This window comes from Arcobacter aquimarinus (assembly GCF_013177635.1).
Lineage (GTDB): Bacteria > Campylobacterota > Campylobacteria > Campylobacterales > Arcobacteraceae > Aliarcobacter > Aliarcobacter aquimarinus.
On the sequence record NZ_CP030944.1, the window covers coordinates 1,655,108 to 1,678,064 of the forward strand.

The following is a 22,957-nucleotide window of genomic DNA, read 5'->3' on the forward strand; positions in this document are numbered from 1 at the left end:
TTTAAACTATATTCTTATCCCCTTATTTTTGTACATTTTTTCATCTGCAATATTTAATAATGTTTCCATATCTTCTGCATCTTTAGGATAGATGCTAACACCTAAACTAAAAGTTAATGGAATTGTTAGATTTTCATTATAAAGTAAAGGTGTTTTTTTTGAAATTTCTTCTATTCTTTTCAGAGTTTTATCTAAATATTCTTCTGATTCAAACTCTTCAAAAAGAATAACAAATTCATCTCCACCCAACCTTGCGATTGTATCTTCCTCTCTAATAACCTTTGATAATACATCTCCAACATGTTTTAAAAGCATATCACCAACATGATGTCCATATTCATCATTTACATTTTTAAATTTATTCAAATCAACAAAACATAAAGCAAAAGATTTTTTTGTTGCTTTGTTTTTTAAAATAAGTTGTTCTATCTTTTTTGTTAACATCAATCGATTAGGAAGTCCCGTTAAGCTATCATGATTAACAGCATATTCCAATTCTGATTCTATTTTTTTTAAATGTGTTATATCTTGACAAATAACAATATTTTCTGATTTATTTTTATCTAATCTAATAGGAATAACATCTGCATGAAAAAAGATATCAATACCTTCTAAATTAACAGCTCTTAAAATATTACTAACTTCACAAAATGATATTTTTATCTCTCTTGAAAAGAAAAATTTTGAAAAATGTTCCCCGACCATATCAGTTTTTTCTAAACCAAAGAAAATAAGACAAGCCATATTTACATCAGTAATAATACCTTTTACATCAATATGAAAACTAATCAATTTTTGATTTATCAAATTAAAGTAAATTTGATTATTTTGTATATTTTGTTTTTCATATTCATATTTTAAATTTTCTTGATTTATATTTTGTATTGTTTTTGAATAAGTAAGAGAATTTGAAGATTGTCTTGTAAACATAACAATAAAGAGTTTTTCATTATTTTTTGCACTAAATGTTTCAATATTAATATCATAAAAAATATCTTTTTTCAAAAGCATCGGAATATGTAAATATTTCTTTTTATTATTATATAAATCTTCAAGCTTTTCTTCTAAGCCAATAAATTCCCAAAAAAAATCTCTTATATCTTTATCTAAAGCTAATTCATCTGAAACACTTACAAAATCTTTTAAATTATCTGTAAATTCAACTATTTTAAAATCTTTTTTAAATAATACACAAGAGATATTATATTTATTACAAATGATTGGTAAAATAAGACTTTCTATCATTTTATACCAATCTTTTTATAATTTCATTATTTAAAACTTCAAATAACTCACTAACGCAATTATCATTTTTTGCCGAAGTTTTAAAAAGTGCAATAATATTTGGTGAAAAAGTTTTAAAATTTTCCAAATCAATTTCATCAGTAACCAAATCACTTTTATTAAAAGCAATACAAATAGGTAAATTTCCTGCTGTATTTTCACATAATTTTATATGCTCTTTTATAGAATCAATTGTATTTTCTCTTGTTAAATCAGCAACTATTATAAAACCTTTTGCTCCACTTAAATAATGAGATAATATTGGTTTAAAATCTGTTCTTCCTTCAATATCCCAAATCATCATTGTTGAATCATAAGTTTTATCATTAATTGAATCACTCAATAACTTTTTAGAAATGGCAACACCTATACTACTCTTATATTCATCACTAAAACTATTATCAACATATCTTTTAATTAAACTTGTTTTACCTACGCCAAAGTCACCAACTAAAACAATTTTATAATTAAACATTATAAACCTTTACTTTTTCCATGTAAAAATTACCCTTCTTCCTTGTTCTGGATAGTTCTGTTCATCTATATTTTTTGGAATATCATTAATCCCTACATTAATTAATTTTTGAGACACATTACCTTTTAACTTCAAATATTTCATAATATTTTCTGCTCTTTCTTTTACTAAAATTGCATTTCTTTCAATAGTACCTGTATAATCTCTAAAACCTTGTATTTCTAAAGTCAAATCTTCATCTAATTTATGTAATAAATTTATTATATTTATTAGTTTATATTCTTGATTAGGTAAAATTTGAGATGAATTCTGCTCAAAGTATATTATGTCATCTATACTTGGAGGGATAACCTCTACACTAAATTCTATATTTTGTAAACCTTTAATCAAGCTAAACTGTTCTTGTACATATTTTTTTTCTTTTTTACTAAATACTTTTCCAAAAATTTTAGCATTGGGATAGTCATAACTATACTCTATTCCATTACCTTCTTTTATATTTAAAGCCAAAGTTAAATAAGTTATTTTATCATAAATATCTTTTGGATTATTGAAAGAATCGATAACTTGAATATTATTTTCCAAACTTACTATTTCTTTGATCTCTTTTAAATTATTATATGCTAAATCTTTGTAAAAAGAGAAAGGAACAACTCCATTTATTTTCATATTTTTATTTTTTACTTCTACATCTAATCTATATATAGTCAAAGCTGAATCTTTATATAAAATATCATTAGCTTTTTTTTCAAGTTTACTATCAATAATATTATTATAAACAATATAAGAGATATAAGAAATAAATAAAATAGGAAATAAATATAATAAAGGATGTATTTTTTTACTATCCTTTTCACTATTTTTACTTATTAGTTGAGATATTATTTCATAAAATTCCTCTTTTGGAATATTTTGCATATCTCCATTAAAATTTTTAATCTCATTTGAATAAGTTGATACCAAGATAGATAATACTTTTCGAATACTATTAATTGTATTATTTGTAACGGCACCATCTATTATAACTGCCAAATAACTATATCCACTTGATTCTAAAACTATTTTACTTCCACCATATTCAATTGTATTTATCTCTTGATGTTTTTCATTTTTATCTACCCAGTCATTTACAAAACTACGAATTGCTGTCAACATAGAAGCTATCATTTCAGGTTCATTAATCTTATTATCCTCATGCTCTTTATGAGATAATACAATACCTGTTTCTTTATGTATAAAAAAAACTGCTCTAATATTTGTTAAAGCATTCTCTTTTAATAAAAGTTCTGTTTCACTGATTCCATGATATTTTGCTTTTATTTTTCTTTTTAAAGTTTTAAATGTTAAACCATTTCTAATTTGAAGATTTATAGAATTTATCATATCTTCAAATGTTTTAGTCACATATCTAGTTATCATATTTCCAATCACTGGATATAACGCATCAACAACTTCATCTTTATGAGATTTAATTTGTTCTTTAATAGCAATCGAAATAAGGGGAGCTAGTTGTTTAGTTACTTTGTCTTTTGATTCATCATAATTTCTATCAATTAATTCTAATACAATAGGAGATAAAACATCAACTAATAACTTTTTATCTTTGGTATAACTTTTTTCTAAAATAGAGAAAATTAAAGGAGAAATTTTCTCTACTATTACTTCGGGATTTTTTAAATCTTTTTTTAGATTATTTAATTCTTCTTCAAGTTTAGATAAACTCTCTTGTTCTTCTTTTAATAAAAGATTACGTAGTTTTTCTAAATCATTCATTTAAATTAATTACACAATTAATTATTCTGAACAGATATAATCTGTTTTTCTAATTGATTACCTTTTAATCTCATTGCTGTTTCCATCATAATCTCAGCAGCATCATCTCTTGATAATTTTAAATCATTTAATTCTTGAAGTTTAAGCTCCATCATAATAAATAACTCTTCTTTTAAATTATTCATCTCTTCTTGTAAAGAATTTTTATTTTCAAGTTGTTCTTTGTAAAGTTGTTCATGTTTAGCACTTAATTCATCATTTAAAAGTTCAATAGAATTTTGAATTCTTTTTTCTTGTTTTAATTCATTATCCCTAATATCAGTCATCTCTTCTTGATGTTGAGTTGTTAAGTTTTTGATTTTTTTAGATAATAGTTCAACTTCATTATCCAATCTCAAAGTAAAATCTTTTTGATTTTGTTCTAATCTATTTTTAATATCTTCTAAAGAACGCTTTATATCACTTTCAATTTTCTCAAATCGTTTATTTAATTCTCTTGTTTGAGAACCAAATAAAATTTCTCTTATTTGATCAACATTTCCCAACTGTCCTATATCATTCTGTGTTTTTTGACTATTATCTTTCATTTTTTTCCTTTTAGAGATGATAAAATTTTAAATTATTAAAATTCTATCATAAAAAAGATTTAAGCGATGTTTGTATATACAGCTTGAACATCATCATCATCTTCGAGTTTTTCTATTAACTTACCAATATCTTCTTGTTGCGCTTCTGTAAACACTTGAGGGTTATTTGGAATTCTTTTTAATTCAGCTTTTGTTAAAGCTATTCCTAACTCTTCAAATTTTTGATTCATATTTCCAAAATCAGTATAATTTGCATAAGCTAAAACTATTCCTTCTTCTTCTTCAATCTCTTCAAGTCCTGCGTCAATTAACTCTAATTCTAACTCTTCAAGATCAATATTTTCCGGCTTTGGAAATTCAAAAATTGCTTTTCTATCAAAGAAAAACTCTAAAGAACCTGTTGGAACTACTTGTCCATTTGTTTTATTAAAATACATTTTTACATTCGCAACTGTTCTTGTATTATTATCTGTAGCTGTCTCCACAAAAACTAAAACTCCATGAGGACCTTTACCTTCAAAATTCACTTCTGAAAAATTCGCAGCATCTTTACCTGTTGCTCTTTTTATTGCTGCATCAATATTTGCTTTTGGCATATTTTCAGCTTTAGCATTTAAAATAGCTGTTCTAAGAGCTGAATTCATTTCAGGATCTGCAACACCATTTTTAGCTGCCATTTCAATCGCTTTTGCTAATTTTGGGAAAACTCTAGACATATTTCCCCATCTTTTCATTTTAGCTGCTTTTCTATATTCAAAGGCTCTACCCATTAATAACTCCCAGTTAATTTTCAAATTTTTAGTAGAATTATAGCAATTTTGTAATAACATATTTATAAATTTTATAATTTTTCATAATAATAGTCAAATTAAAGGATAAATATGATTAAAAAAATTTTACTTCTGTTAATAATAACTATTTCATTAAAAGCTTTTTCTATCTCTCATAAAGAGATAAAAAATGCAAATACTGTATTAATAGAAATTACTCAAAAAGATATAAAAGATATAAAACTTACTTTTGATAAACAAAATATTGATTTTTTTGAAAATCCATTTAAAAAAGATAGTTTTTACGCTTTATTACCTATTTCTTATTATCAAAACTTAGATAACTATAGAATAATTTTGTCATATATAAAAGATAATAAAAAAATATTTAAAGGTTTGAATCTAAAAGTTATAGATGGAAATTATAAAAATGAAACATTAAATGTACAACCTTCAAAAGTAAAACCAAATAAAGAAAATCAAGAAAGAGTTAAAAGAGAAAATGAAGAAGCAACTAAAATCTATAATACTTTTACTCCTGAAATTTTTTGGAATGAAGACTTTATTTATCCTTTAAATTCAAAAATAACAAGCGAATTTGGAACGAAAAGAGTTTATAATCAAGAATTAAAATCTTATCATGGAGGAACCGATTTTCAAGCAAAAGATAATACCCCAATAATTGCTTCAAATTCAGGAATTGTAAGAATTGCACAAGATAGATTTTATGCTGGAAAATCTATCATAATAGACCATGGTCATGGTGTTTATAGTTGTTATTTTCACTTAAATAGTATGAATTTTAAAGTTGGTGATTTTGTAAAAAAAGGTGAAATTATTGGACTTAGTGGAAGTACAGGAAGAATCACTGGACCTCATTTACATTTTGGAATAAGAATTCAAGGACTTCAAGTAGATCCACTACAAGCTATTGAAATTCTTAATAGTTTGAAGAATAGTATTTAAAGCTATCTTCCATAAATTTTATATATAATTGCACCTTTAAAGTAAAGGATTTTAATTTGAAAAAGATAATTTTGATTTTATTTTTAACAATATTCAGTTCTTCAATTCTTAATGCAAATGATTCTATAGATGATTTTGATGCAGAATTCGATAATAGAACTAAAGAAGTTTTTGACCCTTTAAGCGGTTATAATAGATTAGTAACCACATTTAATGACAAAGTTTTTGTAAATGTTTTAATTCCTGTTGCTGACGGTTATGCTTATGCTGTTCCACAAACAGTAAGAACTGGAATAGAGAATTTTTTTGAAAATATTAGATTTCCAATTAGATTTGTAAATAATTTATTACAACTAAAATTTGAAAATGCATCAGAAGAATTAGGTAGATTTTTAATAAATACTCTTTGGGGTCTTGGAGGATTTATGGATTTGGCAACAAGCGAATTAAATATGAAAGCTCATAAAGAAGATTTCGGACAAACTTTAGGTTTTTATGGAGTTGGTGAAGGTTTTCACATAGTTTTACCATTTTTTGGTCCATCAAATTTAAGAGATACTATTGGATTAACAACAGATGGTATAATTTCACCTGTAAACTCTGTAAGTCATAATGTCTTTAACTATAAAGTGCCTAATACTATCATAGAAACGGCTGGAATAAAAACTTTTGATGTAGTAAACTATACATCTTTTAATCCACATCAATATGAAACTATTAAAAAAGATGCTTTAGATTTATATCCATTTTTAAGAGATATTTATACACAAGCAAGAAAAAAACAGATAGAGGAATAATAAAATGTTTAGAAAAAATATATTTAAAATTTTTGCTTTATTAATTATTTTACTTACAAATGCAAATGCATTAAAAGAAAATGAAATAGAAAAAGAGATGACAAAAAAAATAAATGATGTTTTACTGATTTTAGAAAAAAAAGATTTAACTATAGTCCAAAAAGGTGATGAAATAATAAAAATAATAGATGAAGTATTTGATTATGAATTAATGGCAAGAATTGCTCTTGGAAAAGAGACTTGGGATAAACTAAGTCAAGAAAAACAAAAGGAATTTACAAAAATATTTGAAAATAGATTGAAAAAATCTTATATTGAAAAACTTGCATTTTATAATGATCAAAAAGTAAAAGTTATAGGATTAAAACCTTATAATAATACAAGATTACAATTAGAAACAGAATTATTAGGTAAGGATGAGATTTATAAAATAAACTATAATTTTTATAATAAATCAAAAGATAATGAGCAATGGTTGATTTATGATGTTGATTTAGTCGGAGTTAGTATTATTCAAACATATAGACAACAATTTGCAGGATTATTAAAAGAAAAAACTTTTGATGAAATGTTAGTTTTGTTAGAAAAACAATAAAAATATGATAAAAAAGATATACGATACTTTAATTTTAAAGTATCCTATTGCAGTATTACTTACTGTTTTAGTATTTGTTTCAAGTTTGGGTTATTACTCTTCAAAACTTGAAATAGATGCTTCTGCTGAGACTTTACTTTTAGAAGATGATAAGGATTTAGCATTTTTTAGAGAAGTGTATAAAACTTACAATAACTCTAATTTTTTGGTAGTTACTTTTTCTCCTACAGAAGAACTATTATCAAAAAAAAGTTTAGAAATTTTAAAAAAAATTTCAGATGATTTTTTAAAAGTAAAAAATGTAGAAAGCATAACTTCTATTTTAAATGTTCCATTACTTCAATCTCCTATTCGTCCTATTTCTGATTTAGTATCAGGTGTTGATTCATTAGAAACGAAAGAATTTGACAAAAATCTTGTAAAAAATGAGTTGTTAAACTCCCCATTGTATTCAAACTCTTTGGTGAGCAATGATTTTAAAACAACTGCTATTATTTTAAATCTAAAAACTGATGCAAAATATTTTGAACTTTTAGAAAAAAGAAACGCCCTACTTTCAAAAGAAAAAAATCACACTATTTCAAAAGAAGAAAAAGATGAACTAAAAAAAACTATAATTGAATTTAAAGAATATAGGGATTATTTAAGAATTGAAGAAACTAAAGAGATAGAACAAATTAGAGAAGTAATAAAGAATTATGAAAATGAAGCCAAAATATTTTTAGGTGGGGTAAATATGATAGCTAGTGATATTATTGGCTATGTTAAAAATGATTTAATTATTTATGGAACTTCACTTTTATTGATTTTAATTTTTATTCTTTGGTATATTTTTAGACATATTAGATGGATAATTTTACCTTTATTTATTTGTTTGATTTCTGTTATTTCAACAGCTGGTGTTTTAGGTTTATTTTCTTGGGAAGTTACAGTTATATCTTCAAATTTTATAGCTTTACAATTAATCATAACCATTTCAATCGTTTTACACTTAATAGTAAGATATAGAGAATTAAATGTAAAATATAAAAACGCAAGTCAATATAAACTTGTAATTAACACTATTTTATCAAAAATAAACCCTTCATTTTTTGCTATTATTACTACAATTAGTGGTTTTGGTTCATTAGTATTATCAAATATAGAACCTGTAATAAATCTAGGACTTATGATGAGTACAGGAATTGCTATATCTTTATTTTTAGCTTTTATTACCTTTCCTGCTGTTTTAATTTTAATGAATAAAAAAGATGAACATGAACAAAAAAGTATCAGATTCTCTTTTATACAAAAATGTTCAGATATAGTAGAACATAAAACAAAAACAATAGTTATTGTAACTACTCTTGTAATATTATTTTCACTATCAGGAGCTTTAAAACTTGTTGTTGAAAATAGTTTTATTAGTTATTTTAAAGAGTCAACAGATATTTATAAAGGAATGAAAGTAATTGATGAAAATTTAGGAGGAACTACCCCTCTTGATATTATTATTAAATTTAAAGATGAACCAAAAACTCAACTAATTCAAACTTCAAATGATGATTTTGATGACTTTGAAAATGAATTTGCACAAAGTGCAAATGATGAACAATATTGGTTTAGTCAAGATAAAATGGACACTATTATAGCTATTCATGATTATTTAGAAACCATTCCAGAAATAGGAAAAGTTCAATCTTTAGCAACTTTATTAAAAATTGGACAATCATTAAATAATGGGAAAAAACTTGATGGGATAACTCTTGCCTTACTTTATAATCAACTTCCTTCAAACTATAAATCTTTAATTTTATCTCCATTTATAAATATTGAAAAAAATGAAGCTAGAATAACTATGAGAATTTTAGATTCAAATCCAGATTTAAGAAGAAATGATTTAATTAGTAAAATAAATAATGATTTAAAAGAGATTATAAAAAATAAAGAAACAACTTATCAATTATCAAATTTAATGATTTTATATAATAATATGCTTCAATCATTATTTGATTCGCAAATTGCAACATTAGGATTTGTTGTTATCATTTTATTTATAATGTTCCTAATTTTATTTAGGTCAATAAAAGTATCTTTAATAGCTTTAATTGCAAATATAATTCCTATTTCAGTTATATTTGGTATTATGGGTTGGCTAAATATTCCTTTAGATATTATGACGATAACTATAGCAGCTATTGCTATAGGAATTGGTGTTGATGATACAATTCACTTTATTCATAGATTTAAAGAGGAGTTTAAAATTGACCATAACTATATAAATGCTATGAGAAGATCTCATAAAACTATTGGTTATGCGATGTATTATACCTCTTTAGTAATAATCATGGGATTTTCTATTTTAGTTCTATCTAATCTAATACCAACAATCTATTTTGGATTATTAACAGTTGTTACTATGTTTACTGTATTAACAGCTGATTTATTATTACTTCCAAAATTATTGTTAATATTTAAGCCGTATGAAAAATTGAAGGAGAATAAGTAATGAATATTGCAATTTATTGTGGTTCTTCATTTGGAAACGATAAAATATATGAAGAATCTGCAAAACTAGCTGCTCAAAAATTAGCTGCTCAAAAACTAAATATAGTTTATGGTGGTTCTTTACAAGGATTAATGGGAGTATTTTCAAATGAATCTTTAAAATATGGGAACTATGTAACAGGCGTTATTACTTATGACTTAGTTTCAAAAGAAATTGAAAATACAAATATTTCAAAGATTTATAAAGTAGATACTATGAATCAAAGAAAAGAGAAAATGGAAGAATTAAGTGATGCATTTATAGCTCTTCCAGGAGGTTATGGAACTTTTGAAGAGGTTTTTGATGTTATTTCTTCTGCACAAATTGGTTATCATAAAAAACCAGTAGCTTTTTTTAATGTAAATGGATATTATGATAAACTAATAGAATTTCTGAGAAATTGTATAAATGAAGGATTTATAAAAAAAGATTATGTTGATATGATTATTGTTTCTGATGATATAGATGAAATAATCAAAAAAATATTAACATACAAAGCACCTAAAGATAAATGGGTAAAATAAGAGTTTATTTATCGTATTTACTTTTTGTTAACTTTATATTTAATATAGGTTAATTGATACCTATTATAATACTTTTACAAGTTCATAAATATAGCTTAATTTGCGATGTTAAGTGATTTTTTGACTTTATCTCCTCCTTCTATATACAAGTCAAAGGAAGCCTAAATAGGCTTCCTTTTTTTATGCAAATAATATTTTAAATAGGAAAATAATTCAATGAAAAAATACATACTTTTTGATAATGATGGTGTTTTAGTTCATACAGAACCATTATATTTTAAAGCAAATATCATAACTTTAAAAGAGCATTTTAATCTCTCTTTAGAGTTCGATGAGTATATGAAAATTATGAGTGAAGGAACAACAGTTTGGCAAAAAGCTATTGATAGAGGATTTTTAGAAAAAGATATTATTTATGCTAGAGAAAAAAGAAATGAGTATTATCAAGAGTTTTTAAGAAGTGAAAATATTTTAATACATGGTGTAAAAGATATTTTAAAAGAGTTATCAAAAAACTATAAAATGGGAATAGTTACTACTTCAAGAAGAGTCGATTTTGAAATTATTCATAAAAATCTAGGATTAGTAGATTTTATGGATTTTGTTCTTTGTGAGGAGGATTATGAATTTGCAAAACCACATCCACAACCATACTTAAAAGGTTTAGAAATACTTGGCGCAAATAAAAATGAAGCTATTGTAGTTGAAGATTCAAAAAGAGGTTTAACATCTGCTTACAAAGCAGGTATTGAGTGTGTAATTGTAAAAAATGAATTTACAATCACACAAGATTTTTCACAAGCTACTTATTTTATAGACTCTTTAAAAGAACTACAAGCCATATTAAATTAGTTTTCTATAGCTAATTTAATATATTTTTCTAATTCCTCTTTTGAAACTTTTCCAATAAATCTATTTATAAATCTTCCATCTTTTGAAAATAAAAACATTTCAGGAACTTTTGTAACATCACCTAATTCTTTTGCTAATCTAAAGTTTTCTTCTCCCATAGTAATTGGATAATTTATTCCATGTTTTGAAATAAACTCTAAAATTTCCTCTTTTGATTTATCTTTTTCAAATAAAACAGAAACTATCTCAAAATCATCTTTATATTTATCTTTTAATTCTATTAAAGTTGGCAATCCTTCAATACAAGGTGGACACCAAGTTGCAAAGATGTCAACTAAAACAGCTTTTTTATCTTTATATTCATCAAAATCTAAACCTTGAGTTGTACTTCTAAAACTAATGAATTTTTCATCAGTTGTAATTAACATAAAAGATTGAGATATAAATTCTACATTATTCACATCATCTTTTGATTTTGCTATAACATTTCCATCTATAGTCGTTTTCGTATCACAACCACTAAATAAAATACCAATAAAAACTAAAATAACTAATATATTTTTTCTCATTTTTCCAACCTTGATAACTCTTGTAATAAATCTTTTGCTTCTTTTTCATCAAAAAAGATATTCATTGATAATTCATAATTTACTTTTTTTAGAAACTTAATTTTTTCTACTCTTTGTAAATTACTATCATTTTTATACTCTTCTAATATAGCTAAAAGCTCAGCTTTATAAGATTCAACTAATTCCTCTTTCTTTAAGGCTTTTGGTTTATAAACATTACTGTTTTTTCTCTTAAAAAATATAAAAACTAACGTAAATAAAGCACTTAATGTTAAAGCTAATAGATATTCCATTATTTACTTCTTGCTATTGCTTTTGCCTCTTTTGCAATTTTTTCAGCATTTCTTGATACTTCTAAAATTTTTGCAACCGTTGCGTTAAAATCTACTTCATTTTCTAGTTTTTCAATTCTTTCCAAAACATTTCTATAATCAATATGCCCTATTACTCTTAAAACTCCTGAAGAATTTATGATATGTTTAATAAGTTTTAAATCTTTCCAGTTATAAGTAATTTGTGAATTTATATACTCTTTGTAATCATTTACTATTTCTGTTTCATTTTTTACAAAAGCTAAATCTAAATCAATATCTTTACTCTTACCAAAAAAATTAAAATAAAGACTTTGCAAATGATTTTTATCTTTTAAATTTACAATATAATCATAAACCTTTTGTTTTTCATCTGTTTTTAAAACATAAGCCAAAATGGCAATTGAAATTCTTTCTTTTTCACTACAAAATAACTCTTCTATTTTCTTATTTAAAGCATAAGATAAAACTTTTGAAGAGTTTTTATCTAGTTTTTTAATAAATTTAAATAATTCTAAATTAAAAGTAAAACTAAATTTGTTTATCTCATTTTCTAAGGGTTTTAAAATAACTAAAGGATTTGATAAACTATTTGCATAAGAGACTAAAAAGTCTATATTTTCCGCTTCTGATTGAGTAAATCTAACATTTTTATAATAGTTTTCTATCTGTTTTAATAAATTATCTTCTAATAAAGAGATAGATTTTTCTTCGTAAAATTTGCATAATTCCTCTATATCATATTTCTTTGTATTTTTACTTATCAAAGAAAAATTTGAAGATATTTTTTTATATGCTTCAATTTTTTGTTTTATATCAAAATCTTTAGTTAGATCTAATCCTTTAGTTAAAATATCCTCTTTTGAAAGATTTAGTTTATTAGCAATTTCAAGCCCTCTTTTTGAGATTTCATCTGCTATTTTTGATAATTTTTGCTCAAATTCAGAAAAATTAGAAACTTTTGTAATATTTGAAATAAGTTTTGAAAGTTCAGCTTTTTTAAAACTATCTCTAATAAAATATCCTACTATTAATATCACAACGAATAAAAGCAATAACACTGAATAAAAACTACTTGAATCTTGTGAATAAACCAAAGCTAAATCATAATTTGATTGCTTTAATAGAGAAAAAAAGTTGCTAATATTTTCTAAAAATGACATTTTTTACCTTATTTATAAATTTCTGCTTCTACTAAATCAAATAAATCTTTTTGAGATAAAGTAGTTAATCTCTTACCATTTACAAATATAGTAGGAGTACCTCTAACACCCAATTCTTGAGCATCATTTTTATCTGTATTTATAATTTCATCAATTTCTGGATTTTTGAAATCCTCTTTTAATTTATTCATATCCAATCCATCAATTTGTGCTAAAAAGTCCCATAATAATTCTGGTTTTTCATTATCATGTTGAGCCCACAAAGGTTGTTTTTCAAAAATTATACTTAATACTTCTTCGTATTTATTCTGCTCTCTTGAAGCTTCAAGAAGTTTTATAGCAAATTTTGAATTTTTATGATTTGGGATATATTTCACAACAAGTTGAATATCTTCATGATAATCTTTATATAACTTTCTTAATATTGGATGAAATAAAGCACAAGATTCACATTCAGGATCTACAAATTCAACAACAGAAATATTTTTTTTGTTATCACCAAATTTAATAGAATAATCTCTTGTTAATAAATCACTTTTACTTAGAACCTCTTTTTCATCTTTTACAGCTTCGTTTCCTTTATAAAAAAAAGCTAAACCTACGAATACCACAATTAATAAAACTAACGAACCTAAAACTAAACTTTTGTTTTGCATCTACCTTTTCCTTTTTGACATAATTAATAAAATAAGAATGATAGTATAAGCAAAAAAAGATAACAAAGGGATAGTAATAAACCCAAACCAATTTAAATAATCAACAGAACAAGGTATTCCTTGTACACAAGGTGACAAATTTTCAGGAATTATTTTTAGTATTAATAAATTATGATAAATTGAAAATACTAATCCAATAATAACCAAAGGAAAAGAGTATTTATATATCTTATCATCAGGATATAAAAGATTTACTAAAAATATAAAAACTAAAGGGTACATAAATATTCTTTGATACCAACACAATGAACAAGGAACAAAATTCATAATTTCTGAAAAAAATAGGCTTCCCAAAGTAGCAATTAAAGATACTAAAAAAGCCAAAAAAATAAAGGTCAAACTCAAAGAGTCTGACCTAGAAGAAGAATTTAAAGACATAAAAATTAAGCTCCTCCACCAACTTCAGCATTTAACTCGCCATGAAGAGTGTTTCTTGGAATAGAATCACATAAAGCAATAGATTCATTTAAAGCTTTTAAAAATTCTTCAATATTTTCATAAGGAATCTCTACTTCAGAAGATTTTGTTTTTCCCCCTGAATAAATAGCAATACTTACAACTGGACTACTATACTCACCATAAGGCTTTTCTACATGCTCAATTCTAACTGTATCAGATGTTGAATGAGCTAGTTTAAATGTTTTAACTTCAATATGTTTAGCTGGCATAATAAACTCCTTTTTTTAGATAATTTTATTGTAACAAAAAAAAGTAGCATAAACAAAACATTTTTAACTATTTTATTGAAGTTGCAGTCAAAAATAGATAATTTTTTCCTGTCAAAGTCACTCTATACTTTTTTTGTTGTAAATATTTCTTACAAAAATAGACATCTTTATATAAAATAGATTGTTCACTATATGAATAATTTGGTGCTTTTGCCCCATAAATAACTTCACCATTTATCCATCTACAATTTGGAAAACCTAAAATTATAGAACCTTTATCTTCTAAGTGATTTTGAATTAAATCCATAAATAAAAGTTTAAAATTTAGTCCTGAACTTTGTAAAGTACCAATAGAAATAATTAAATCTGCTTTTTTTAATTTCAATTCTTTTAAATTATTTATATCATGAACAAAAAATTTAAAATTTTTGTAAGGAAATCTATTTTTTGCATATTCTATTGCACTTATTGAATAATCAATTCCAGTAAAATTAATAGTTTTAAAACAATCCTCATTTATCAATTTTTTTATAACTTCAAATTCATCTGCTTTATTTATTCCTAAATTCAAAATTTCTTTTTTATCTTCAATTTTTACATTTTTCAAAGCATTTACATAACTATTTAAAAATGAAGCATCTTCATTTTTATTTATTCTAAAAAATGTTGAATTTTCACCATATTTTTCATTATTATTATTTACATCATTATGAAAAGAATCAAATTTATCTAACTTATCAAACTTTATAATCATCGTATTTTCATTTATACTTTCTACATTTAAGCTACAAAAAAACAACTCTGCTAAATCTGTCCAAGTTTTAAAACTTCTATAAATATATTCTTTATTTTCAAAAATATATTTTTCCCCTAAATATATATTTTTTTCAATATTTGGATTTAGCACTTCAAGTAAAATTTGATTTTTTATTTTTAATTCTTCTTCTAAATAAAAAATAATTTCAAACATTGATTCATTAACAAATCTTTTCATTTATTCTCTTTCTTTTTTTATTATTTTATAATTTTAAATTTAATTGATTAAAATCAACTAAAAAATGGTAAAATTATCCTTCATTTATCACAAAAGGAAACTGCATTGAGATATATTATCTTGGGACTTATAATGGCTGGATTATTCCAAGTATTTTTTTGGATTACAAAAGATAATCGAGTATCATTAGTTGAAACTCTATCAGAAAAAATAGAATCATTATCTTATTCACCATACAAAGGTTACAATAAACAAGTTCTATCACCAAGTGAGATAGAAGATGATGTAAATATGTTATCACATATTACAAATAAAGTAAGAACTTACTCTACTATGGATGCAAAAGTAATTTTAGAAGAAACTTCTAAAATCAATTTACCTGTAGATTTAGGTATTTGGTTGAGTGGTGATCATAAAGAAAATCACCTTGAAATAGAAAGAGCTATTAAATTACTTCAAAAATATCCTAATAATATTGAAAATGTAATAGTAGGAAATGAAGTTCTTTTAAGAGCAGACATAAATGAAATAGAGTTATTTGCTTATATTGATTTTATGAGAGAGTTTACAAATAAACCTATAACAAGTGCTGAAACATGGGATGTTTGGGAAAGAGTTCCAGAACTTGCTAATCACGTTGATTTTTTAACTATCCATATTTTACCTTATTGGGAAAAAGTTCCAATTGAACAATTTAATTCTTTCCTTATTGAAAAATATAATGTTGTGAAAAATATTCATCCAAATAAAAAAATAACTATTGGAGAAACTGGTTGGCCAAGTCATGGATATAATAATAATAGTGCTGTACCAAGTTTAAAAAATCAAGCTACTGCTATTAGAAGCTTTATAAACTTAGCTCAAGAGAACAATTGGTCTTATAATATAATTGAAGCTTTTGATCAACAATGGAAAGGTTATGATGAAGGAAATGTAGGTCAATATTGGGGAATTTTCACATCAGATAGAACATTAAAATTTTATTTAAGTGGTGATATTGAAATCAATGAAAATTGGTTATATCAAATGATTGCTGCTATTATAATTGGAGCTTTGATTACTTTATATGGTTTAAAAAATCAAAGATTAAATATAAGTCATGCTCTTGCTTACGCTGTTGCTGCTCAAGGTATGGCATTTGGTATAGTTATGGCAGTAATTTATCCATTTACAAACTATATGAATTTTGGTATGTGGGTTATGTGGGGGATGGGAACATTTTTAATGATTCCTTTAATTATTATTACTCTTGCAAAAGCAAATGAATTATTTAGAAATTCTATTGGAATTGCTCCTCAAAGATTAGTTCCTCTTGATTTAAAATCAGATAATATTCCTTTTGTCTCTATTCATGTTCCAGCTTATAAAGAACAGCCTCATGTATTAGAAGAGACATTAAGAGCATTAGCTAAACTTAAATACACAAATTATGAAGTTTTAGTAATAATAAATAATACTCCAGAAGAGTTTTACTGGAAACCAATTGAAAAATTATGTAAAGAATTAGGCGATAAATTCGTATTTATGAATATTACTTGTACAGGATTTAAAGCTGGTGCTTTAAATGCAGCATTAGAGCAAACAAACAAAGAAGCCGAAATAATTGCTGTAATTGATGCTGATTATGTTGTTGAATCGTCTTGGCTAGTAGATTTAGTTCCTTTATTTGATGATCCTAAAGTTGCAATTGTTCAAGCTCCTCAAGATCATAGAGATGGAAATGAATCAATTATAAAAGCAGCAATGAATGCTGAATATGCAGGATTTTTCGATATTGGTATGATTGATAGAAATGAAGAAAATGCTATTGTTGTTCATGGAACTATGGTTATGGTAAGACTTAGTTCTATGATGGAAGTTGGTGGTTGGGGAACTGACACAATTGTTGAGGATAGTGAATTAGGTTTAAGACTATTTGAAGCGGGATATATCGCTCACTATACAAATAGAAGATATGGTTATGGATTACTTCCTGATACTGTTGAAGCATTCAAAACACAAAGACATAGATGGGCTTATGGAGCTATTCAAATTCTTAAAAAACACTGGAAAGAGTTTAAACCTTCAGCTAATAAACTTACTTCTAGACAAAAAAATAAATTTGTTGCAGGATGGTTTTTCTGGTTAAGTGATGCAATGGGTCCTGTTATGGCTGTTATGAATATTATTTGGGTTCCTGTTATTATTTTTGTTGGAGTTACGATTCCAACAATTCCATTAACTATTCCTATTATTACAGCATTTTTAGTAAATATTTTACATACATTTATTTTATATAGAATGAAAGTAAAAGCAAGTTTAAAAGATACTTTTTTAAGTTCAATCGCATCTATGAGTTTACAACTTATTATTTTTAAAGCTGTATTTGATGGATTTGTAAAAGATGGTCTACCATTTAAAAGAACTCAAAAAGGTGGAAAAGCGAAAAAAGCAAGTGATAATCCAATAAAACATGAGACTATTTTAGCAATTTTATTATTAACTTCATTTTTTGGTCTTATTTTCACAAACCATTCAGGAATTGTAGAAATTTATGTTTTTGCAGCAACTATATTCATTCAGAGTATTCCTTACATCTCAGCTATTATTATGAGAAGATTGGAACTTTATTCTATCAAAAATCAGAAGTCTTAAAACTTCTGATTTTAAAACTAATCTATTGGTACTACTGGATTTAAACTAGAAGTATTATTTAAAAAATGTCTATGTTTTTCAAACTGATCAATTATATCTGTTGCTATCACATCTTCATCATATCCATAAATATCATAAGCTTTGTTTCCATCTTGTAAAAGAACTTCGGCTCTTGCATATTTTTTTTGCATCTTAGTAGGATTAACTGATTCAGGATAAGCATAACTTGGAGTATCATAATTTTTTGCTCTAACTTCATAAATAAAATCAAAATCATCAGAATGTTCAACTCTTATAATTGAAATTGCATTTAGCTTATCATTTGAAACTTCAACATTCCAAGAATATTTAGAAAGTTCATTTTTTACTAAATTCATTGCATTTATAACATCTTCATTTATAAATCTCTTTGTTTCTTTAACTTTTGGAAATTCGATGATTCTACTCAATCTTGCTTGCCATGTTCCACTTATTTTTCCATGACGACCTGCATTCATATGATGTTGTAAACTCTCATTTCTAATACTTTCTAAACTCAAAGCTTTATACATCCCCCAACAAGCAATTAACATAACAAAAACAAAAGGCAAAGCCATGATTATAGAAGCTGATTGTAAAGCTTGAAGTCCTCCTGCTAGTAATAGTGCAATTGCAACTACTCCTTGACTTATAGCCCAAAATATTCTTTGCCAAACTGGATTATTTACTTTTCCTCCTGAAGCTATTGTATCCACAACTAAAGAACCTGAATCAGATGATGTCACAAAAAATGTAACAACTAAAATAATTGCAATAATTGATACAAAACTTGAAAAAGGAAAATGTTCTAAAAATTTAAAAAGTGCTGTTGAAACATCAGCTGAAACAGCAGTTGATAAAATGGTAAAACCTTCATTCATAATAGAATATAAAGCACTATTTCCAAATATAGTCATCCAAATAAAAGTAAAACCAACAGGTACAAATAAAACTCCAATAACAAATTCTCTAATTGTTCTTCCTCTTGAAACTCTTGCTATAAACATTCCAACAAATGGAGCCCAAGCTATCCACCAAGCCCAATAAAATAGAGTCCAAGAACTCATCCATGAAGAAGTTGTATCATACGAGTATTGATTAAAAGTCATAAATACAATATTTGATAAATATGAACCAATATTTTGTATCAAAGTATTTAGTAAAAAAAATGTAGGTCCTGCTAAAAATATAAATAAAAGTAAAAAGCCTGCTAAATAAAGATTTAATTCAGATAATCTTTTAATACCTCCATCTAAACCTAAAATAACTGAAATAGTTGCAATTGCTGTAATTAATGCAATTAAAATAATTTGAGTAGTAATTCCAACAGGTATTTCAAAAAGATAGTTTAATCCTGAATTTATTTGCAATACTCCAAATCCCAAAGAAGTAGCAACTCCAAAAACTGTTCCTAAAACTGCTATTGTATCAACACTATGCCCTATTTTTCCATAGATTTTATCTCCAATTAAAGGATATAAAGCTGACCTAATAGATAAAGGTAATCCATGTCTAAAAGAAAAATATGCTAAAACCAATCCAACTATTGCATAAATTGCCCATGCGTGTAATCCCCAGTGAAAAAACAAAATATTCATTGCCATTTTTGCTGAATCAATACTTTGAGCTGTTCCAACAGGAGGAGAAACATAGTGCATTACAGGTTCTGCCACACTCCAAAACATAAGTCCTATTCCCATTCCAGCTGAAAAAAGCATAGCAAACCATGAAAGATTACTATAGGTAGGTTTTGATTGATCTGGTCCTAATCTAAATTTTCCAAAAGGAGAAACAGCTAAAAAAAGTGCAAATAAAGTAAAAATACCTACACCTAACATATAAAACCAACCAAATTTATCTGCAACAAAATTCCTAACATTTGTAAAAACTTCATTTGCAATTTGAGGCTCTAAAATAGTAAAACTTACTAATGCTATTATAAAAATAACAGAAGGTATAAATACTGGTTTTAAAATTGTGATTTTAAAATTATTTTCCATCTTTTTCCTTTTCATTTTCATTTTCTAAATCTTGTCTTGGGTCTAACTCCACAACTACACTTCCTGAAGCTACTGGAATATTTACAAAAATACTCATATCATCATCTGCCACTCGTTTTTTTGATAAAGAGTAAAATCCTAAAAATAATCCTAAAATAGCAAAAATTAAAAAGATAAATTCTAAATAATAAAAAAGTCCTATACCTAAAATAATAGGAGCAATAAAAGAACCTAAGCCATAAGCAAAAAGTAATGTCCTACTTATCTCAACTATATCTTTGTTTTCATCTACCACATCATTTGCTCTTGCAAGAGATAAAGGATAAATACTAAAAATAGAGAAACCAAGAAAAATTCCTAAAAAATAAATATAGTTATCCAATAAGTGTGAAGACAAAAAAAGTAAAGATATAAAAAAGATATAAAAACCACTATAAGCTATGATTTTTCTTCTCCCATATTTATCAGACAAAAGTCCAATTGGCCATTGTGAAATCAATCCTCCAATTATCGAACAAGCCATAAAAAGAGATACTACTTCAATAGATGAATATTTTTGCATTAAATAAATAGGTACCATTGTAAAAAAACCACCAACAAAAAATCCACCAATAAAACTTCCGGTAAGTGCTAGAGGAACTACACTATAGAGTTTTGGAAAACTATATTTCTCAAAAGGTTTTAAAATTGGTTCTTTTATTTTTGTCATAGAGATAAAAAGAACTGAAAAAAGAATCAAAACTGAACCTAATATAAAAATTATATAAGTTGTATCACCTTTGATATTTAAAAAAACTTGTCCAAGTGCAGTAGCTAGATAAAAAATAATTGTATAAATAGCAAGTATTTTTCCTCTGTGAGTATGGCTAGATTTTTCGTTTAACCAACTTTCGATGATTATTAAAAGTGCATAAAAAGCAAAACCAGAGACAAAACGTAAAAATGCCCATAGATATTCATTAAAAAAGAGAGATTGAATCAAAAAAGAGATAACCATCAAAGAAGCAAAAGTTGCAAAACTTCTAATATGTCCGACGGAGGATATTATTTTTTGACTAAATATTGAGGAGCCAATGGCGCCTAAAAAAAATGAAGCATTTATCAAACCGATAACTGCATCATTTAAACCTAATTCCTTTAGATAAACTCCCACAAAAGTAAGTATCATCCCATATCCAATAGCCAAAAAAGCTATTGCAAAAAACAAAGATGAAACAGGACTTAATGAAAATTTATCTATATACGAGTTTGTGTTTATATTTTCATTCATCTTTTCAAAGTAACATATCTATTCTTAATTTTATCTTTAGATTAAAAAAAGGTAACCACTTTAGAATGATTTTAAACTTGGAAAATTTTTTCTTAAATTTTCCATAAATTCTTCACTTGGGTCTTGTTTTACAGTTCTATAATTATTGTCTTTTTCCAAAAACAAAGGATGATTTTCAAAATTTCTATATTCATAATGACCAATTAAATACTCTATAGTTTTATATTTATTTTTTAAATACTCTACAAGTTTTATATTTGCTTCTAATTGTTCATTTGTTAAAGATTTTTTATTTCCACCGATATTTTCTATTCCAATACTTGAAAGATTTAGACCTATTACGTGTCTTGCCATAAAAGTTTCATTCATCAAAGAGTAAATAGTTCCGTCATAATCTACTAAAAAATGTGCTGAAACATTTACATTTCCTGCTTTTAATATATAACTTCTCTCTTTTGATAAAATTTCTGGATTTAACTTATCAAAAGAGTCTTTCAAATTATCTATTCCTGTGTGATGAATCACTATTATTTTAGGAATAATTTCAATATTTTCAACTTCTAAATCGTAAGATTTTTTTATATATTGTTTTGTTAATTCAACTCTATTTTCACTAAACATTATAGGCATTTGCTTGATTTGTATAGCATTTAAAGTTATTAAAAAACTTGTTATTATTAGTATTATTTTCATAAAGGGGATTGTATCAAAAAATTCATTTGTAAATTAAATAAAGAAGATAATATAATTTAAAACCAATAAAAGGAAATAAATGGAAAATATTAAAGATAAATTAAAAGATTTAATTGAAAATGTTATGATGCCTGAAGTTGAAGAATACTTAGAAGATTTATACAAACTTTTAGAAACAGACTCTCAAACGCAAGATGACAAAGAAGCTATGGAAGAAATGGAATCTTTTTTAGTTGAACTTCAAAATGTTCTAGCTGTTATTGAAGAAAACAAAACTAATGATGAAGAGTATCAAAGAATTTATGATTATATTATGCAAAACATCCAAGAACACGAAAATGAACATGAAAATATTGGTCATAATGATTAATTAATCTGATATAATTGCGTCAAAGGATTTAATATGAAAAAAACGTTCCAACTAAATGTATCAAACAAAAATAGAGATAGACAAGTTGACTCTATAAAAAATGAAGTAAGAAAATATATCAAAAGAGAAAAAAGCAAAAGACCTCCTGAAGGTTTTAATTTTTGGGCATTTGATTGTAAATTTGGGAAAACAGCAAATGAAGCTAGTGAGATAAAATTTGTTGATGTAACAAAATTTATCGATTTTGCAGCAAGTGAAAATTATGATAGTTTTTATTTAGAACTTATTGCTAGAGCTGATATTAAAAAAGTAAAAGAAAAAAATAATTCTAATGAAGAGCAAAATGACGAAGAGATAGAAGAAAACTAATTTTCTATCTTTTAAACCAAAACAAATACTAT

24 protein-coding genes are annotated in these 22,957 nt (G+C 25.2%); 9 read left to right on the top strand and 15 right to left on the bottom strand.

The window, feature by feature from the left end; all coding sequences use genetic code 11:
- Positions 1–6: 6 nt before the first annotated feature.
- The 5 genes from AAQM_RS08295 to AAQM_RS08315 are packed head-to-tail and all read right to left on the bottom strand — an operon-like array spanning position 7 to position 4,889.
- Positions 7–1,245, bottom strand: coding sequence for a GGDEF domain-containing protein (locus AAQM_RS08295; protein ID WP_129095671.1), 1,239 nt, complete (start codon positions 1,243–1,245; stop codon positions 7–9).
- Between the two features lies 1 nt (position 1,246).
- Positions 1,247–1,759: a Rab family GTPase gene (locus AAQM_RS08300; RefSeq protein WP_129095672.1), complete on the bottom strand. Its 513-nt coding sequence runs from the start codon at positions 1,757–1,759 to the stop codon at positions 1,247–1,249.
- 9 nt (positions 1,760–1,768) lie between these two features.
- Positions 1,769–3,532, bottom strand: coding sequence for an OmpA family protein (locus AAQM_RS08305; RefSeq protein ID WP_129095673.1), 1,764 nt, complete (start codon positions 3,530–3,532; stop codon positions 1,769–1,771).
- Positions 3,533–3,549: 17 nt separating this feature from the next.
- Positions 3,550–4,119 (bottom strand): hypothetical protein, encoded by a 570-nt coding sequence (locus AAQM_RS08310; protein WP_129095674.1) that lies wholly within the window; start codon positions 4,117–4,119, stop codon positions 3,550–3,552.
- Positions 4,120–4,178: 59 nt separating this feature from the next.
- Complete coding sequence (locus AAQM_RS08315) at positions 4,179–4,889, bottom strand: YebC/PmpR family DNA-binding transcriptional regulator (protein WP_129095675.1); 711 nt, start codon at positions 4,887–4,889, stop codon at positions 4,179–4,181.
- A 111-nt stretch (positions 4,890–5,000) separates the two neighbouring features.
- On the opposite strand from AAQM_RS08315, the gene pgp3 reads away from it, so the two are divergent.
- The 6 genes from pgp3 (at position 5,001) to AAQM_RS08345 (ending at position 11,150) form a co-directional block, all read left to right on the top strand.
- Entirely contained in the window at positions 5,001–5,855 is an 855-nt protein-coding gene (gene pgp3 / locus AAQM_RS08320; RefSeq protein ID WP_129095676.1) for a peptidoglycan metallopeptidase Pgp3, read from the top strand.
- Between the two features lie 56 nt (positions 5,856–5,911).
- Positions 5,912–6,652: an MlaA family lipoprotein gene (locus tag AAQM_RS08325; RefSeq protein WP_129095677.1), complete on the top strand. Its 741-nt coding sequence runs from the start codon at positions 5,912–5,914 to the stop codon at positions 6,650–6,652.
- A gap of 4 nt (positions 6,653–6,656) precedes the next feature.
- The gene (locus tag AAQM_RS08330) at positions 6,657–7,247 is read left to right on the top strand and encodes a Tgt2/MlaC family protein (protein WP_129095678.1); all 591 of its coding nucleotides are present in this window, start codon (positions 6,657–6,659) and stop codon (positions 7,245–7,247) included.
- 4 nt (positions 7,248–7,251) lie between these two features.
- Positions 7,252–9,735, top strand: coding sequence for an efflux RND transporter permease subunit (locus AAQM_RS08335; RefSeq protein ID WP_129095679.1), 2,484 nt, complete (start codon positions 7,252–7,254; stop codon positions 9,733–9,735).
- Entirely contained in the window at positions 9,735–10,298 is a 564-nt protein-coding gene (locus AAQM_RS08340) for an LOG family protein (RefSeq protein WP_129095680.1), read from the top strand. The genes AAQM_RS08335 and AAQM_RS08340 overlap by 1 nt, the downstream gene beginning before the upstream one ends.
- 216 nt (positions 10,299–10,514) lie before the next feature.
- Positions 10,515–11,150, top strand: coding sequence for an HAD family hydrolase (locus AAQM_RS08345; protein ID WP_129095681.1), 636 nt, complete (start codon positions 10,515–10,517; stop codon positions 11,148–11,150).
- On the opposite strand, the gene AAQM_RS08350 is transcribed toward AAQM_RS08345, so the two are convergent.
- The 7 genes from AAQM_RS08350 to AAQM_RS08380 all read right to left on the bottom strand — a co-directional run bounded on the left by AAQM_RS08350 (position 11,147) and on the right by AAQM_RS08380 (position 15,571).
- Positions 11,147–11,719 carry a TlpA family protein disulfide reductase gene (locus AAQM_RS08350; protein WP_129095682.1) on the bottom strand — a complete coding sequence of 191 codons (573 nt, stop codon included), beginning with the start codon at positions 11,717–11,719 and terminating at the stop codon, positions 11,147–11,149. The genes AAQM_RS08345 and AAQM_RS08350 overlap by 4 nt on opposite strands.
- Positions 11,716–12,012, bottom strand: a complete 297-nt coding sequence (locus tag AAQM_RS08355; protein ID WP_129095683.1) for a hypothetical protein — start codon at positions 12,010–12,012, stop codon at positions 11,716–11,718. The genes AAQM_RS08350 and AAQM_RS08355 overlap by 4 nt, the downstream gene beginning before the upstream one ends.
- The gene (locus AAQM_RS08360) at positions 12,012–13,193 is read right to left on the bottom strand and encodes a hypothetical protein (protein WP_129095684.1); all 1,182 of its coding nucleotides are present in this window, start codon (positions 13,191–13,193) and stop codon (positions 12,012–12,014) included. The genes AAQM_RS08355 and AAQM_RS08360 overlap by 1 nt, the downstream gene beginning before the upstream one ends.
- Before the next feature lie 8 nt (positions 13,194–13,201).
- Positions 13,202–13,849 carry a DsbA family protein gene (locus tag AAQM_RS08365; protein WP_129095685.1) on the bottom strand — a complete coding sequence of 216 codons (648 nt, stop codon included), beginning with the start codon at positions 13,847–13,849 and terminating at the stop codon, positions 13,202–13,204.
- Positions 13,850–14,287: a disulfide oxidoreductase gene (locus AAQM_RS08370; protein WP_171920698.1), complete on the bottom strand. Its 438-nt coding sequence runs from the start codon at positions 14,285–14,287 to the stop codon at positions 13,850–13,852.
- 5 nt (positions 14,288–14,292) lie between these two features.
- The gene (locus AAQM_RS08375; RefSeq protein WP_129095686.1) at positions 14,293–14,577 is read right to left on the bottom strand and encodes a hypothetical protein; all 285 of its coding nucleotides are present in this window, start codon (positions 14,575–14,577) and stop codon (positions 14,293–14,295) included.
- 67 nt (positions 14,578–14,644) lie between these two features.
- The gene (locus tag AAQM_RS08380) at positions 14,645–15,571 is read right to left on the bottom strand and encodes a class I SAM-dependent methyltransferase (protein ID WP_129095687.1); all 927 of its coding nucleotides are present in this window, start codon (positions 15,569–15,571) and stop codon (positions 14,645–14,647) included.
- Positions 15,572–15,676: 105 nt separating this feature from the next.
- On the opposite strand from AAQM_RS08380, the gene AAQM_RS08385 reads away from it, so the two are divergent.
- Positions 15,677–18,205 (top strand): glycosyltransferase family 2 protein, encoded by a 2,529-nt coding sequence (locus AAQM_RS08385; RefSeq protein ID WP_129095688.1) that lies wholly within the window; start codon positions 15,677–15,679, stop codon positions 18,203–18,205.
- A gap of 17 nt (positions 18,206–18,222) precedes the next feature.
- Here the strand turns inward: AAQM_RS08385 and AAQM_RS08390 are convergent, their stop codons facing one another.
- From AAQM_RS08390 to AAQM_RS08400, 3 genes are read right to left on the bottom strand one after another with little or no spacing between them, the layout of a single operon-like run.
- The gene (locus AAQM_RS08390; RefSeq protein WP_129095689.1) at positions 18,223–20,223 is read right to left on the bottom strand and encodes a BCCT family transporter; all 2,001 of its coding nucleotides are present in this window, start codon (positions 20,221–20,223) and stop codon (positions 18,223–18,225) included.
- Entirely contained in the window at positions 20,213–21,493 is a 1,281-nt protein-coding gene (locus AAQM_RS08395) for an MFS transporter (protein WP_129095690.1), read from the bottom strand. The genes AAQM_RS08390 and AAQM_RS08395 overlap by 11 nt, the downstream gene beginning before the upstream one ends.
- Positions 21,494–21,553: 60 nt before the next feature.
- On the bottom strand, positions 21,554–22,186 hold the full coding sequence (locus AAQM_RS08400; protein ID WP_164967060.1) for a peptidoglycan recognition protein family protein: 633 nt from the start codon (positions 22,184–22,186) through the stop codon (positions 21,554–21,556).
- A gap of 79 nt (positions 22,187–22,265) precedes the next feature.
- On the opposite strand from AAQM_RS08400, the gene AAQM_RS08405 reads away from it, so the two are divergent.
- Positions 22,266–22,556, top strand: a complete 291-nt coding sequence (locus tag AAQM_RS08405; RefSeq protein WP_129095691.1) for a hypothetical protein — start codon at positions 22,266–22,268, stop codon at positions 22,554–22,556.
- A 33-nt stretch (positions 22,557–22,589) separates the two neighbouring features.
- Complete coding sequence (locus AAQM_RS08410; RefSeq protein ID WP_129095692.1) at positions 22,590–22,925, top strand: DUF6172 family protein; 336 nt, start codon at positions 22,590–22,592, stop codon at positions 22,923–22,925.
- The last annotated feature ends 32 nt before the right edge of the window (positions 22,926–22,957 follow it).